The 12,444-nt window shown below is 69.8% G+C and carries 18 protein-coding genes; 7 read left to right on the plus strand and 11 right to left on the minus strand.

The features are described 5' to 3' along the window. Nucleotides 1-173 precede the first annotated feature (173 nt). Together J4E96_RS11925 and J4E96_RS11930 are read right to left on the minus strand one after the other, a co-directional pair. Complete coding sequence (locus J4E96_RS11925) at nt 174-740, minus strand: dihydrofolate reductase family protein (protein ID WP_227422319.1); 567 nt, start codon at nt 738-740, stop codon at nt 174-176. A gap of 141 nt (nt 741-881) precedes the next feature. Continuing rightward, on the minus strand, nt 882-1,496 hold the full coding sequence (locus J4E96_RS11930) for a hypothetical protein (RefSeq protein WP_227422320.1): 615 nt from the start codon (nt 1,494-1,496) through the stop codon (nt 882-884). 180 nt (nt 1,497-1,676) lie between these two features. Here J4E96_RS11930 and J4E96_RS11935 point away from each other — a divergent pair, with 180 nt between their 5' ends. The 3 genes from J4E96_RS11935 to J4E96_RS11945 are packed head-to-tail and all read left to right on the plus strand — an operon-like array spanning nt 1,677 to nt 4,375. Beyond that, on the plus strand, nt 1,677-2,921 hold the full coding sequence (locus J4E96_RS11935; protein WP_227422321.1) for an MFS transporter: 1,245 nt from the start codon (nt 1,677-1,679) through the stop codon (nt 2,919-2,921). A 45-nt stretch (nt 2,922-2,966) separates the two neighbouring features. Then, nucleotides 2,967-3,398, plus strand: a complete 432-nt coding sequence (locus J4E96_RS11940) for a MarR family winged helix-turn-helix transcriptional regulator (protein ID WP_227422322.1) — start codon at nt 2,967-2,969, stop codon at nt 3,396-3,398. Beyond that, nucleotides 3,395-4,375 (plus strand): alcohol dehydrogenase catalytic domain-containing protein, encoded by a 981-nt coding sequence (locus J4E96_RS11945; protein ID WP_227422323.1) that lies wholly within the window; start codon nt 3,395-3,397, stop codon nt 4,373-4,375. The genes J4E96_RS11940 and J4E96_RS11945 overlap by 4 nt, the downstream gene beginning before the upstream one ends. Here the strand turns inward: J4E96_RS11945 and J4E96_RS11950 are convergent. Then, nucleotides 4,370-4,855 carry a MarR family winged helix-turn-helix transcriptional regulator gene (locus J4E96_RS11950; RefSeq protein ID WP_227422324.1) on the minus strand — a complete coding sequence of 162 codons (486 nt, stop codon included), beginning with the start codon at nt 4,853-4,855 and terminating at the stop codon, nt 4,370-4,372. The two genes, J4E96_RS11945 and J4E96_RS11950, sit on opposite strands and share 6 nt — an antisense overlap. A gap of 103 nt (nt 4,856-4,958) precedes the next feature. Between J4E96_RS11950 and J4E96_RS11955 the strand changes: the two genes are divergently transcribed. The 4 genes from J4E96_RS11955 (at nt 4,959) to J4E96_RS11970 (ending at nt 7,269) form a co-directional block, all read left to right on the plus strand. Then, on the plus strand, nt 4,959-5,531 hold the full coding sequence (locus J4E96_RS11955; RefSeq protein ID WP_227422325.1) for an NADPH-dependent F420 reductase: 573 nt from the start codon (nt 4,959-4,961) through the stop codon (nt 5,529-5,531). 14 nt (nt 5,532-5,545) lie between these two features. After that, the gene (locus J4E96_RS11960; RefSeq protein WP_227422326.1) at nt 5,546-6,184 is read left to right on the plus strand and encodes an alpha/beta hydrolase; all 639 of its coding nucleotides are present in this window, start codon (nt 5,546-5,548) and stop codon (nt 6,182-6,184) included. Nucleotides 6,185-6,253: 69 nt separating this feature from the next. Continuing rightward, nucleotides 6,254-6,583, plus strand: coding sequence for an ArsR/SmtB family transcription factor (locus J4E96_RS11965; RefSeq protein ID WP_227422327.1), 330 nt, complete (start codon nt 6,254-6,256; stop codon nt 6,581-6,583). Next, nucleotides 6,580-7,269 (plus strand): cation transporter, encoded by a 690-nt coding sequence (locus tag J4E96_RS11970; RefSeq protein WP_227422328.1) that lies wholly within the window; start codon nt 6,580-6,582, stop codon nt 7,267-7,269. The genes J4E96_RS11965 and J4E96_RS11970 overlap by 4 nt, the downstream gene beginning before the upstream one ends. Nucleotides 7,270-7,448: 179 nt before the next feature. Here J4E96_RS11970 and J4E96_RS11975 read toward each other — a convergent pair whose 3' ends face one another. The 8 genes from J4E96_RS11975 to J4E96_RS12010 all read right to left on the minus strand — a co-directional run bounded on the left by J4E96_RS11975 (nt 7,449) and on the right by J4E96_RS12010 (nt 12,103). Continuing rightward, nucleotides 7,449-7,877, minus strand: a complete 429-nt coding sequence (locus J4E96_RS11975; RefSeq protein WP_227422329.1) for a hypothetical protein — start codon at nt 7,875-7,877, stop codon at nt 7,449-7,451. Nucleotides 7,878-7,955: 78 nt separating this feature from the next. Next, nucleotides 7,956-8,273: a hypothetical protein gene (locus tag J4E96_RS11980; RefSeq protein ID WP_227422330.1), complete on the minus strand. Its 318-nt coding sequence runs from the start codon at nt 8,271-8,273 to the stop codon at nt 7,956-7,958. 132 nt (nt 8,274-8,405) lie between these two features. Then, nucleotides 8,406-8,867, minus strand: coding sequence for a SixA phosphatase family protein (locus tag J4E96_RS11985; RefSeq protein WP_227422331.1), 462 nt, complete (start codon nt 8,865-8,867; stop codon nt 8,406-8,408). 86 nt (nt 8,868-8,953) lie between these two features. Further along, a complete protein-coding gene (locus J4E96_RS11990; RefSeq protein ID WP_227422332.1) occupies nt 8,954-9,556 on the minus strand; it encodes a TetR/AcrR family transcriptional regulator in 603 nt (200 codons plus the stop codon). A 2-nt stretch (nt 9,557-9,558) separates the two neighbouring features. Continuing rightward, nucleotides 9,559-9,930 carry a hypothetical protein gene (locus J4E96_RS11995; protein ID WP_227422333.1) on the minus strand — a complete coding sequence of 124 codons (372 nt, stop codon included), beginning with the start codon at nt 9,928-9,930 and terminating at the stop codon, nt 9,559-9,561. Next, nucleotides 9,927-11,102 carry a nitroreductase family protein gene (locus J4E96_RS12000; RefSeq protein ID WP_227422334.1) on the minus strand — a complete coding sequence of 392 codons (1,176 nt, stop codon included), beginning with the start codon at nt 11,100-11,102 and terminating at the stop codon, nt 9,927-9,929. Before J4E96_RS12000 ends, J4E96_RS11995 begins: the two co-directional genes overlap by 4 nt. A 131-nt stretch (nt 11,103-11,233) precedes the next feature. After that, on the minus strand, nt 11,234-11,896 hold the full coding sequence (locus J4E96_RS12005) for a histidine phosphatase family protein (RefSeq protein ID WP_227422335.1): 663 nt from the start codon (nt 11,894-11,896) through the stop codon (nt 11,234-11,236). A gap of 39 nt (nt 11,897-11,935) precedes the next feature. Then, complete coding sequence (locus J4E96_RS12010; RefSeq protein ID WP_227422336.1) at nt 11,936-12,103, minus strand: hypothetical protein; 168 nt, start codon at nt 12,101-12,103, stop codon at nt 11,936-11,938. Nucleotides 12,104-12,444 lie beyond the last annotated feature (341 nt).

Here is a 12,444-nt window from a genome sequence, read left to right on the forward strand (position 1 = left end):
ATCCCACGTCGACGGCGTCACGCCCGATCGCCCGCGGGCCGCAGGTCGACCGGCAGAACCACCTGGCACCCACGCAAGAGTCGCTCCACCGTTTCTACGGCTGCGTCAAGGTTCGGGCCGTCCTGCGGCCGCAATCGCGGCGGTCCGCGACGAGCGCGATACCACCACGGATGTCAGGTAGCGCTACGCACCGCGTGGCGCACGTAGATCACACCATTGTCGAACCGTCGATGGTCCAGCAACTCGAGGTCGAGTCGTAGGCGCCGCGGTAGCGCCGGCTTGCCGCCGCCCACGAGCACGGGACACAGGAGCAGCACGCACTCGTCGACGAGCCCGTGCCGGAACGCCTCCGCCCCGATGGTCGCGCCCCCGATGCTCAGGTCCGAGCTGGACGCCTCCTTGAGCTGGCGGACCGCCTCGGGCTCGAACTGCCTCTCAATCCTCGTCCGTGCCGTCGACACCGCCTCGAGCGTCGTGGAGTAGACGACTTTGTCGGCGTCGCGCCAGATCCCCGCGTATTCGCGGACGACGGCCGGTTCGTCCGTCAGCCAGTCGTCGTTCTCCCAGACACGCATCGTCTCGTACATGCGGCGGCCGTAGAGCGACGTGCCGATGTGCCGCTCATGCTCGTTCCAGAACGCGTGCACCTCGTGGTCAGGGACTGACCAGTCAAAGGAGCCGGTCTCGTCCTCGAGGTAGCCGTCGAGCGAGATGTTGGCTGCGTAGATCAGCTTTCCCATGAGCACCTCCAGCCGGGACGGGAACTCCAGGGTGCAGCGTCGCGGCGGCCCCGGCAAGAGCACCGCCCCTGCCGCCATCACGAGGCACTCGGGGTCGACACCGAACGGCGACCCGGGACCCACGCTCGGAAGGGGCGCGAGTTATCTAGGCCAGGGCATCAGTGCAGTCGGGTGCTGCATGCCAAAAACCTGACCCCGGGTCAGATCGATGCCGGTCACGCGGGCCTGCACGGTAGCTGCCGCACCGATCGGCTCGCTCCAGTCGATCCCCGCCTCCTCAGGCAGGGGCGTCCCCACCCCTCCCTGACCGCGATCAATGACTGGGTCAAAGCTGCGCACCACGACGCCACCGTCTCCCACGATGAAGCTGGAGTCGTGGTCCACGCTCCAGTACAAGGAGACCGTCAGACCCAGGCAGGACAATTGCGCGACCACCTCGGGACGGGCGGTGAACCAGCCGTTGGGTTCAGCGATCGCGATCGCCCCTGGGACGGTCAGAATCTGCATCGGGCTGGCGGCGTCGGGCCAAGCGGCTTCCACCGGGAGCGTCTCGGTCAACGTGTCGAGGTTGAGGCCCACGACGTCTGCGACCGCGTGCGCCGTGGCACCTTTGACGATCGTGACCGTCATCGCATCCGCGCCGTCCGACCACGGTGCGTCCGGTCGGCTCTCGACATACGTTTCCGGCGGGCCGGCCAGCACCTCGAGGTGTCGGCGCGCGGCCTCGGGGAGGAGACGATCGACATCTCTCGACATGCGGGTGATCCCCTCCGGAACACTGAGCCAGGCAGCGCCAAACGTACGGCCACTGTCAAGGCCGAGTAGCCCAGCTCCGAACTGGCTAGGGTTTCCTGCCGTGCCCACCTATCGAAGTGTCCCTGCGAACGCGCCATGGGTGTAGCGGGCGAGGTCGGCACGGCCGGACTGTCGCGGGAGGTGCCGAACAGACGGTGGTCGGTCGTCATCCCTGTGGCCGCGGTCCTGTACATGTTGGCGTTTCTCGACCGCAGCAACGTCGCGGTGATCTTGCCCTTCATCGACGATCCCGGCATGCGGCTCTCGGCCGCCGACCAAGGACTGATCTCCGGGATCTTCTTCCTCGGCTACCTGATCTTGCAGGTGCCCGCCGCGATCCTCGCGCACCGGTGGAGCGCGAAGAACGTCGTCCTCATCCTCATGATCGGTTGGGGGCTGGCAGCTACCGCGACCGGCCTCGTGCAGTCCCGTGAACAGTTCCTCGTCGCGCGCTTCGCCCTCGGGCTCTTCCAGGGCGGGATCTGGCCCGCCGTCCTGGTACTGCTGGTCCAGTGGTTCCCCCAGCGAGAGCGTGCGCGCGCAAACTCCCTGTGGATGACCTGCCTGCCCTTGGCCTCGATCCTCATGTCACCGCTGTCCGGCATTCTCTTGGAGCACTACGAGTGGCGCCTCGTCCTGATCATCGAAGGGTTGCTGCCGCTCGCCTGGGCCGCGGTCTGGTGGCGGTTGATCGCGGACTCCCCCGCCGGCTCGCCCTGGGTCTCCCCCACGGAGGCGGCATTCATCTCGTCGGCCCTGCACGAGGAGGAGATCGCCAAGCCCGACACCGGGACCTTGACCTACGCAGCGGCATTGCGAGACCGGCGGGTCCTGCGGCTCGTCGCAGCGTACTTCTGCTGGATCTCGGGATTCTACGGATTCACCATGTGGCTTCCGACCGTCATCAAGAACCTGACCGGCGGATCGGCGGGAACGGTCGGGCTCGTCAGCGCGATTCCGTACGTGTTTGCCCTCGCAGCGATGCTCGCGCTCGCCGCCTGGAGCGACCGCACCGGCAGACGCAACGCGGCCGTCGCGGTGCCTTTGCTGCTCGCGGCCGCGGCGATGGTCACCGGCCAGCTCGTCGACAACCCCGTCCTCAGCGTCGCGCTGCTGTGCGTCGTAGCCATGGGCCTGTACTCCCCGCTCGGCTCGTTCTGGGCCATCCCTGCCGGGGTGCTGCGCATCGAGATCCTCGCCTTCGCGCTCGGCCTGATCAACGCGATCGGCAACCTCGGGGGTTTCCTCGGCCCATATCTCGTGGGCTGGCTGACCGACCGCACCGGCAGCGACGCCAGCGCGTACGTCGCCCTCGCGGTCGTCCTCGTCGTCGGCGCGCTCCTGGTCCTCGGACTCCGGGCCGAGGACCGGCGCCCCACCGGCTAGTCGATCACCGGGAATATAATTCTCGGACATCGACTTCGGCTGGGCATGGACCTCTTCGACGTGCTGGTGCGGTACGAGACCTATCTGTGGAATCACCTCGACCTCGCGCTGCGGGACGTCGGCAGCACGTCGTTGGCGACGCTCTCGGCGCTGCGCGTGGTGCGCCGCCACGGGGGCCAGTGCCGGGTGCAGGAGATCCGCATCGACCTCGGGATCACGGTCGGCGCCGCGAGCAAGGTGGTCGACCGCCTGGAACGGGACGGGCTCGCGACCCGGAGCGCCCACCCCCACGACCGCCGCTCGTCGCTGGTCGCCCTGACCCCGGCCGGCGACGTCGCTCACGATGCCGGTGTCGCGGTGTTGGAAGCAACGCTCGCGGTCCAGCTCGCCGACGAGCCGGCAGTGGCGGCGACCACGGTCGTGCTGCACCAGTTGCTGTCGAAGCTCGGCGAGCCCACCCCGGCGGTGACGCGGTGACCGCCACGATGCGCGCCGTCGTCGTCGATGGCCCCGGCGGGCCCGAGGTGCTGCAGGTGCGGGACGTGCCCGTCCCGCGGGCCGAGCCGGGCCAGGTGCTGATCCGCGTGCACGCGTTCGGGTTGAACCGCTCCGAGCTGCACTTTCGCCGCGGGCAGGCGTCGTCGGGGTCGTTCCCTCGCATCCCGGGGATCGAGGCGGCGGGCGTGGTCGAGGACGCACCGGGCGGCGAGCTCGCCCCCGGCACTCAGGTCATGGCGTTGATGGGCGGGATGGGCCGGGCGTTCGACGGCGGGTACGCCGAGCACGTCGTCGTCCCCGCGGCCCAGGTCATCCCGTTCTCGAGCGAGCTGCCGTGGGCCGTGCTCGGGGCGATCCCGGAGATGCTGCAGACCGCGCACGGCTCGCTGGCCGTCGGGGTGCGGCCGACGGCGGGCCAGACGCTGCTGGTCCGCGGCGGCACGTCGTCGGTGGGCCTCGCGCTGGCCACGCTCGGCCGCCTGCGCGGGTTGACCGTCCTGTCGACCACCCGATCCCCCGAGCGGCGCGGGCTCCTCGAGGGGGCCGGCGCCCACCACGCCCTGGTCGACGACGGGGACGTCGCCTCCCAGGTGCGCGAGATCGTCCCGGGCGGGGTCGACGGCGCGGTCGAGCTGATCGGGGTCAACGTCCTGTGCGACACGCTGCGCGCCGTGCGCAGCGGCGGCACCGTCTGCTTCACCGGGATGCTCTCGGACGAGTGGACGATCCCGGAGTTCTACCCGCTCGACTGGCTCCCGAACGGGGTCAGGCTGACGGCGTACTCCGGCGAGGCGGCCGACCTTCCGGCGCCCGTGCTGCAGGACTTCCTCGACGACGTCGCCCGGGGCCGAGCGAGCGTCCCCGTCGGCCGCGTCTACCGCCTCGACGAGATCGTCCAGGCGCACCGTGACATGGAGGCCGGCGTGGTGGGCGGCAAGGGCGTCGTCGTCCTATGAACCGGCCGGTTGGCCGGCGGTGACGGCCAGCCGCCGCTCGGGATCCAGCGTGAGCAGGATCGCCAGGGACAGCTCGGCAAGGCTCGCAACCCCGGCATCGTCGAGCCCGGCGAGGATGAGGCGACGTGCGGCGTCGTCGTACCGGGGCCGCACGTCCTCGTAGGCGCGCGCGCCGGCCGTCGTCAGCACCGCATTGGTCGCGCGACCGTCCTCCGAGCACGCGACTCGCAGCACCAAGGACTTACGCTCCAGGCCCGTCACCACCCGCGACAGCCTCGGCAGCGTCGCGTTGGTCCGCGCCGCCAGCGCCGTGAGCCTGAGCCGATGCGCGTCAGCCTCGTGGAGCGCACCGAGGAGCGTGACCTCGAACGACGTCAGACCTGAGCCGGCGAGCTCGCGGTCGAGCGACGCGGGCAGGAGCTCGAGCAGCGCGTGCAGGCGCGCGACAGCGAGGCGCTCGTGCGTCCGCAACTCGTCCATCCCCGCACCCTACGGGATGGTTGCATCCACAACCATTCTATGAAAGGTTGAGCGCGCAAGTACTTTCATCGCCGCGACGCGGCACCGGCAGAGAGGCGCGACCGTGACCAGCTTCACCATCATCGGGACCGGCACCATGGGCAGCGCGATCGGCGGCGTTCTCGCCAGCGGCGGAAGCGACGTCAATCACGTCGCCCACGCGGACATCACGCCGCTCACCGGTGACGTCGTCGTCCTCGCGGTGCCCTTCCACGCCATCGACGAGATCGTGGGCGCCTACGGCGACCAGCTCGCCGGCAAGATCGTCGTCGACATCACCAACCCGCTCAACTTCGAGACGTTCGACTCGCTCGTGGTCCCGGCCGACAGCTCCGCCGCGGCCGAGATCCAGGCGAAGCTGCCGGAGAGCATCGTCCTCAAGGCGTTCAACACCACCTTCGCCGCGACGCTCGCGAGCAAGAAGATCGGCGCGCTCGCGACGACCGTGCTGATCGCGGGCGACGACGCCGACGCCAAGCAGGCGCTCGCCGACGCGCTCGTCGCCGGCGGCGTCGAGGCGATCGACGCCGGCGCGCTCGTCCGTGCGCACGAGCTGGAGGCGCTGGGCTTCCTCCAGCTCACCCTCGCCGCGGGCGAGAAGCTCCCCTGGACCGGCGGCTTCGCCGTCGTCCGCTGATCGCACGACGACTGATGAGAACCCGAATCCGTGACACCCGGTCGGCCGGTTGGGCCCAGGGCCCCGCACCCGTCCTGCTGCTGCTGCACGGCTACGGCTCGAACGAGAACGATCTGACGCAGCTCGTCCCCCACCTGCAGCTCGGGCTGCCCTGGGCGTCCTTGCGGGCACCGATCGAGCTCGGCAGCGGGGCCGCCGCCTGGTTCACGATCACGACGCCGGGCAGCCCGGACCTCGGGCCGGTCGCCGAAGCCACCGCGGCGATCTGGGACTGGGTCGATGCCAACCTCGACCCCGCCGCCCCCGTCGTCCCGATCGGGTTCTCGCAGGGAGGGCTCATGGTGACCCAGCTGCTGCGCACCCGCCCTGCGCGCGTGCTCGCGCCGGTCGTGCTCGGCGGCTTCGTGCTCGGCGCACCCCAGCCGGCCGATGACGAGCTGGCCGCGTACCGGCCGGCGGTGTTCTGGGGGCGGGGCTCGCAGGACACCGTGATCGCCGCCCACGCGGTGGCCCGGACCGAGTCCTGGCTGCCCGATCACACGACCTTGACTGCCAAGGTCTACCCCGGGGTGGGGCACGCGATCGGCGCCGACGCGATCGTCGACGTGCGCGACTTCGTCACGGCGAACGTCGGGGTCGCCCATCGCGGCTGAGGAGCGACTCGCGGACCTGACGGAGTGCCGCTCTCCCGGATAGTTCATCAGAACCTGTACTGTTGTGCCATGAACACCGTGACGGTGACACACACGTCGGCGCTCGCGCGGCTGGGACATGCGCTGTCCGACGAGACCCGGGCGAGCATCCTCGTCGCGCTGCGTGAGGCGCCGGCCTACCCGTCGGACCTCGCGGACGCCCTGGGGGTCTCGCGACAGGTGATGTCGAACCAGCTCGCGTGCCTGCGCGGGTGCGGCCTGGTCGAGTCGATCCCAGACGGTCGGCACGCCTGGTACCGCTTGACCGACGCCCGCCTCGCACCCGCGCTGGGCGACCTGCTCGCCCTCGTCCTCGCCGTCGATCCGAGCTGCTGCGGCCCGGACTGCACGTGCGTATGAGCTCGGTGCCCGTCCGTCCCAGGCCGCCCGAGCCGAGTCGCCGGGAGACCTTGGAGCGGCGCATCCGCTGGGTCGTGGCGGTGACCATCGGCTACAACGTCGTCGAGGCGGTCGTCGCGCTGGTCGCGGGGCGCAACGCGTCGTCGTCCGCGCTCATCGGGTTCGGGTTCGACTCCGTCGTCGAGGTGCTGTCGGCGGCGGCGGTCTCCTGGCAGTTCGCCGCCACAGACCCGGAGGCCCGCGAGAAGACCGCCCTGCGCACCATCGCAGTGTCCTTCTTCGCGCTCGCGGGCTTCGTGACCGTCGATGCAGCCCGCTCGGTTCTGGGTGGCGTCAGCGCCACTCACTCCCCCGCCGGGATCGTGCTCGCCGCCGCGAGCCTGGCTGTCATGCCGGCACTGTCGTGGTTCGAGCGCCGCACCGGACACGAGCTCGGCTCCGCCTCTGCCGTCGCCGACTCCGCGCAGACCTTGATGTGCTCCTACCTGTCTGCCGTCCTCCTCGCCGGGCTCGTCCTGAACAGCGCCCTCGGATGGTGGTGGGCCGATCCGCTCGCGGCCGTCGTCATTGCAGCGTTCGCGGTCCGCGAAGGCATCGAAGCCTGGCGCGGAGACGCCTGCGTGACGCCCTTGGGCCATCCCGCTCCGCCGGCGGGGACGATGCCTGAGCGCCGGCCCCGTCGGTAGCTCGGAGCCACGGACTCCGGTGACGTACTACTCGGGGCTCCGCTTCACGACCTCAGCCGACGCAGTCGCCGCGGCGCGGCGCTCCGTGCCCCGGCTTCCTTGCCCGCTGGTTCCCACCGCGTGGACATCACGCTGCCGACGGCACGTTCTCACCGATCCTCCGGTGCCGCTGGGGTCCGTCAATCCAGGCGCCAGGTTGCCAGCGCCGCACCGGTGTCCGAGAGCACGAAGAGCAGTGCCGCGAGGGACCCGATCATCAGAGCGAGCAGAGCGAGCGATTTGCGCACCCGCTGCGGGCCCGGGCGCTGCCACAGCAGCGCCAGCGAAACTCCGCCGAACCCGACCCCGCTGGCCGCCACGATGGGGAGAAGCGCCAGGCCGATCAACCCCGCCAGCTGGGTCAGGCCGGACCACGCGGCCTGCGGCCAAAGGTCTTTCGGGTCGTGGGCGCCGCTCGCCACCTCCGTGAGCGGGAGGTGGTGCAGGCCATTGACGTAGTAGGGAACCAGCACGCCGATCCCGTACAGGCTGATCGCAACGACGACCGCGGCGGCGAGGCCAGAGATTCCGCGCCAACTCGTGATCGTCCTCGCGGTGCCGGCGGTCACCTCTGACGTCCCGCTATCGAGCGACATGGGTTGATCGTGGCGGACAGCCGCGCGCGAGGACAAGGTGAGCCAGGCCGGTCAGTCGAGGTAGGCGAGCTCCTGCCCGGTCGGTGCGGCGTTCGTGCGGTGCGTCGAGGCGCTCGCCCAGGTCATCTGACGCGCGACGTCCTCACTTCGGAACCACTCGAAGTGGTCGCAGCGGGGTAGGTCGTGGGCGTCACGCCAGGTCACCATGACGTGTGTCGGAGTCCAGCGCAGCGCCGTCGCTGCCTGCCATTCCTGCGTCGCGTCGGGCCAGCGCACCCGTACCAGGACAGGGATCTCGCCCATGCGCCGTAGCGGCGCCTTGCTGGGCACCTCACCGTTGGTGACTCTCCGGCGGGGATTCATCGACATGGTGCGCCTCCTGTGCGATCGCGATATCGCCTCAGGGTGAAGGGCGTGAGTGAACGCCGCGCGACCGGCCGAGATCACCGGCGTGAACACCGTGAGTGGTTCGAGATCGAGCAACGCGGACGTGGTGTGTCGTCAGTGCCGTGGAGATGGCGGCAGGTACTCGAGGTGGACGGGTCTGTCGAAGTCGCGGGTGACCCGCCAGGCCCCGCCCTTCTCGGTGACGCGCACTTCGGTGGTGATCACGCCCGCGGATCGGCCGGCGACGAGCAACGCTGCGAAGACCTCGCCGTGGGTGCACAGCACCCACGGCGCCTGCTCATGGTCGAGCAGCCACTGAAGGAGCCGGTCGACCTGGGTGTCTTTCGCGAGCAAGCCGGCGTCCTGGACCCGCATCCCGCGAGCACGGGCGAGAGGCGCGAGGCTCTGCTGGCAACGAACGGTCGGACTGGCCCACAGCGTGTCGACCCGGTCTCCGGCCAGCGCGACAACCAGCGACACCGCCTGGGCGTGTCCGCACCGAGACAGGGGTCGCAAACCGTCGTCACGATGCCACGAGGCCTTGGTTCCGGCGTGGGCGTGGCGGACGAGAATCACGTGCTTCACCCTAGCCACGCGCGACCCACGACACTCCGCGATCGCGGCCGCACGGTGGCCTCGATGACGCCGGGCGGGCTCGCCGCTTACCCGAGGTACGGCGCGAGCACGACGCGCAGCAGGCGCGCACCGTCGTCCGCGGCCGGGTCCGGGTCGTCGAGCTCCACGAACGCGAACCACGTCTCGGCCAAGATCCAGACCGCCTGCACGAGATCGGCAAGCTCGTGGTCGCCGATCGGCCGAATCGTTCCGTCCGCACGCCATCGACGTGCGATCGCCATGAACGTCGCGAGGCGGCCGGCCCGAACAACCTTGTACTGCGCGGCCAGCACCGGGTCCGCGTGCAACAACCCGAGCAGGTCACGGCCCAGGAAGGCGTAGCGGCGGGTCAGCTCCGCGCCCGCGGCGAGCCGATCGAGGAGATCATGCGGCGACAGCTCGACCGCATCATGAGCACCGGCCGCCCAGGTCACCTCGTACTCGGCCACGAGCCGCGCATACAGCTCGCGGACGATCTCGTCCTTGTCTCGAAACCAGTAGTACAGATTCCCGGGGCTGACGCCCGCCGCGGCGGCGATGTGGTTGGTCGTGACCGCGGCACTGCCGCTGGTGTTGAAGAGGTCAAGGGCGGCATCGAGGATGCGTTCGAGCGTCCGTCGCGCTCCCGGGGTCGTCGGCGCACGCAGCATCCCTAGAGCGTACGCTCTAACGTGCTCCGACTCGACGTCACCCCGACGTGACGTCGCGACACATGGCCGCCGAGCGGCCAGCCGACGGCCAGGCACAGTACGGCGATCAGGGGCGTGACCAGGCTCGTCCACGTCCAGATGGCAAGGGGCAATGATCCGATCGCGAGGAGCACGAACGCTGCTGGCCGCGGACGCGTCGCGACGACAAGCGCAACTGCAGCAAGAAGCGCGAGCGCGCCGAGGACTCCCCACGCGATCGCGACGCCCGACGAGGCGATCCCCACTGCGACGCACAGGCCGGCGAGGACGCCGATCAGCGCACAACGCCACATCAGCGCGACACGGGCAAGCGTCACGGCTTTCGGCGAGCTCATCGGAGGACGCTCTCGGCAGGCCGGCGCGGGCTGAGCAGGCCGGCCGAGGTGGGGTAGCCGATGCGGAAGGTCATGACGGGCTTCCGCTGCCCGGGGAGCAACCCGGCCATCGCCGTGGTGAACTCTGGTTCGAACCCGGCCGACCGTTCCCGGTCGATGCGCTCGGGCACCTGGCACAGCGGCTGCATCGCGAGCCCCAACGACGTCGCGGACAGCTGCATGCGCTGCCAGGACCGGCCCGCGTTCAACCGTTGCACCCGGTCCAGCGGGTCGTCGACAACGAGGGCACCGAAGGCCGCCGCCGTGGGGATCTGGGTGTCGCGTGTTCCGCGTAGCCAGCCGTCGTTGTTCTGGTCCCGGGAGACGGGCACGATCTTCGATAGCGCTCGGATCACTGGCGACTGCCCAGAGGGGTCGATCGTGATCCCGTCCTTGCGCTCTTGGATCTCCTGCCAGTCCGTGCGGTACCAGGCGAAGTCGTCAGCCGCCTGCTCCTCGTCGGCGATAATCGCTTTGGTCGCTCCGATCGTGAGGGCACCGAACGCCTCCTTGTCGTGCGCACTGGTGAACCACACGAGCTGGGTCGCAGGTGCATCAACGAGCGCGGCGAGTGCCGCAAGGCGCGCGCCGGCGACCGGTCGTGCCGTGTCGTACGCGCCTCGGTTGGTGTGGCGGGAGGCGAGTGCGTCGAACATCGCCGACCCGACCGGCGTCGTCGAGGTCAGGTCAACCCGTGCCACGTGGGCTGCGTCTGCCGAGTCAGGAAGCACCGTGACTGTCGTCGTGAAGCCGTTCGGGAGGCCCGCCTGGACGAGGTTCTCGAGGCAGCACCCCAGCGAGATGTCCAGCTCCCGGCTAAGTGGATCCATCGCGCCGATGGAGCGCGCGCCATCTGCGAAGAGATCGATGTGACTGTCCGCGACCCGGAACGTCCACGGCTGCGTGTTGTGCGCATTCGCGGCGAGCACCGCAGCGCGAACCAACGCGAGCCTGTCGCCCGCGCGGGCCTGCGACTCGTCCCAGGCCGCATACGCCGGCCCTGTGCCGGTCGCGAACACTCCGCCGTCAACTGCCCGCCACGTCAGCCCCGCAGCGCCAGCGACGGCGAGCGTGCCAAGCCCCAGGCCAGCAATCCCCAAGAACTGCCGCCGATCCAGAGCGCCAGGGCGCACCCCTCGCCTGCTGTGACCTGGTCGCACACTGGCACTTCCGCTGGAGTACATGCGCTAATTAGAGCGCTAACTCTAACTGAAGTCCAGTCGCTGCGCCCCATCCCCCGGGTCGACCGGGGTGGATGGCCAGTTCAGCTGGCCAGTTCTGGGACCGGCACGGAGTCCACCTCGGCGGGCGCCCCGTGACCCGCGTAGTCGACGGCGAGGGCGACGACGCGATGACGGCCGTCGGCATGCACCTCGACGCTTGAGACACTGGCATTCGGCAACGGATACATCGGCCGCGGATCGATCACCGACAGATACGCGCGCAGCGTCAGGCCGTGACTGACAACCAGGACGTTCCCGTGATCATGGCGACGCTCGATTCGAGCGAACACCGCGGTCACTCGATGGAAGAACGTGGCGCCCGCCTCGCCGCCGGGAAGGCCTGCAAAAGTCCCGGCCAGCACCTGCGCATACATCCGCGCCGGGTTGTATCGCTCGAGCAGCGCGGACTCAGGTTGCTCTTCGAAGTCGCCGAAGTGGAACTCGCGTAGGTCTGGATCGACCACCACGGGGACTGGCGGGTGCAACGCAAGGATCTCGCGCGCGGTGGCCCGTGCGCGCCCGGACGGGCTCACGTAGGCGGCCACGAACGGCCGATCGGCGAGCTGAGCCGCCGTCGTGCGAACCCCTGCCAGTCCAGGAGCGGTCAAGGGCGAGTCGCACCATCCTTGAAGCCGCTGCTGGACGTTGAACTCTGTCTGTCCATGCCGCACCAGAGACAAGGTCAACGTCACCTGAACCTCCACGAAGTTGTCGTCACGAGCTGCCCGTCCTGCTTCACGACGTCATCGTCGCCCGCGGCTCGGTTCCTCCACGGCCGGCTGCAGCTGCGAGCCCACCGGTGACTCCCCGTATCGCCCGATATCCGTCAGCTCGACGAATGGTTCCGATGAGGCGCGCGCGACCAGCGCGCTGAACTCCTCGGCAAAGCGCTGTTCCCTGAGCGTCGTCATGCCAGTCTCCTCGCGGGAATCGTGCCGTCGGATGACCTCGGAAGTGGGGCCACGGTCGCAGTCTCCGCCCACAAGGTGGACCGCCGATGACGTACGGGCAGCATCGAGACACACCGACTGTGACGACACGGAGCACGTGGCGGGACCACGCGGCGCGGGACCGCAGTGGGATCCGGACGAGCAGCGGCGCATCCCGCATCCGACTGATCGCGGTCCCCAGCCCGACCGGTTCCCGCGTGAACACCCGGGGCCCATGTCGTTCGAGTAGGTGGGTCCCGCGGCGGTGGAGACCCCCGGGGGATGCCGTTTCCCGCGGAGATCGTCGTTCGCGGATGACCGAA

It is taken from the genome of Pengzhenrongella sicca, assembly GCF_017569225.1.
Classification (GTDB): Bacteria; Actinomycetota; Actinomycetes; order Actinomycetales; family Cellulomonadaceae; genus Pengzhenrongella; species Pengzhenrongella sicca.

What these genes read in the sequence shown, in the direction of transcription:
- J4E96_RS11925 (WP_227422319.1), bottom strand. Translation starts at nt 740, where the DNA reads ATGGGAAAGCTGATCTACGCAGCCAACATCTCGCTCGACGGCTACCTC.
- J4E96_RS11930 (WP_227422320.1), bottom strand. Translation starts at nt 1,496, where the DNA reads ATGTCGAGAGATGTCGATCGTCTCCTCCCCGAGGCCGCGCGCCGACAC.
- J4E96_RS11940 (WP_227422322.1), top strand. Translation starts at nt 2,967, where the DNA reads ATGGACCTCTTCGACGTGCTGGTGCGGTACGAGACCTATCTGTGGAAT.
- J4E96_RS11950 (WP_227422324.1), bottom strand. Translation starts at nt 4,855, where the DNA reads ATGGACGAGTTGCGGACGCACGAGCGCCTCGCTGTCGCGCGCCTGCAC.
- J4E96_RS11960 (WP_227422326.1), top strand. Translation starts at nt 5,546, where the DNA reads ATGAGAACCCGAATCCGTGACACCCGGTCGGCCGGTTGGGCCCAGGGC.
- J4E96_RS11965 (WP_227422327.1), top strand. Translation starts at nt 6,254, where the DNA reads ATGAACACCGTGACGGTGACACACACGTCGGCGCTCGCGCGGCTGGGA.
- J4E96_RS11970 (WP_227422328.1), top strand. Translation starts at nt 6,580, where the DNA reads ATGAGCTCGGTGCCCGTCCGTCCCAGGCCGCCCGAGCCGAGTCGCCGG.
- J4E96_RS11980 (WP_227422330.1), bottom strand. Translation starts at nt 8,273, where the DNA reads ATGTCGATGAATCCCCGCCGGAGAGTCACCAACGGTGAGGTGCCCAGC.
- J4E96_RS11990 (WP_227422332.1), bottom strand. Translation starts at nt 9,556, where the DNA reads ATGCTGCGTGCGCCGACGACCCCGGGAGCGCGACGGACGCTCGAACGC.
- J4E96_RS11995 (WP_227422333.1), bottom strand. Translation starts at nt 9,930, where the DNA reads ATGAGCTCGCCGAAAGCCGTGACGCTTGCCCGTGTCGCGCTGATGTGG.
- J4E96_RS12010 (WP_227422336.1), bottom strand. Translation starts at nt 12,103, where the DNA reads ATGACGACGCTCAGGGAACAGCGCTTTGCCGAGGAGTTCAGCGCGCTG.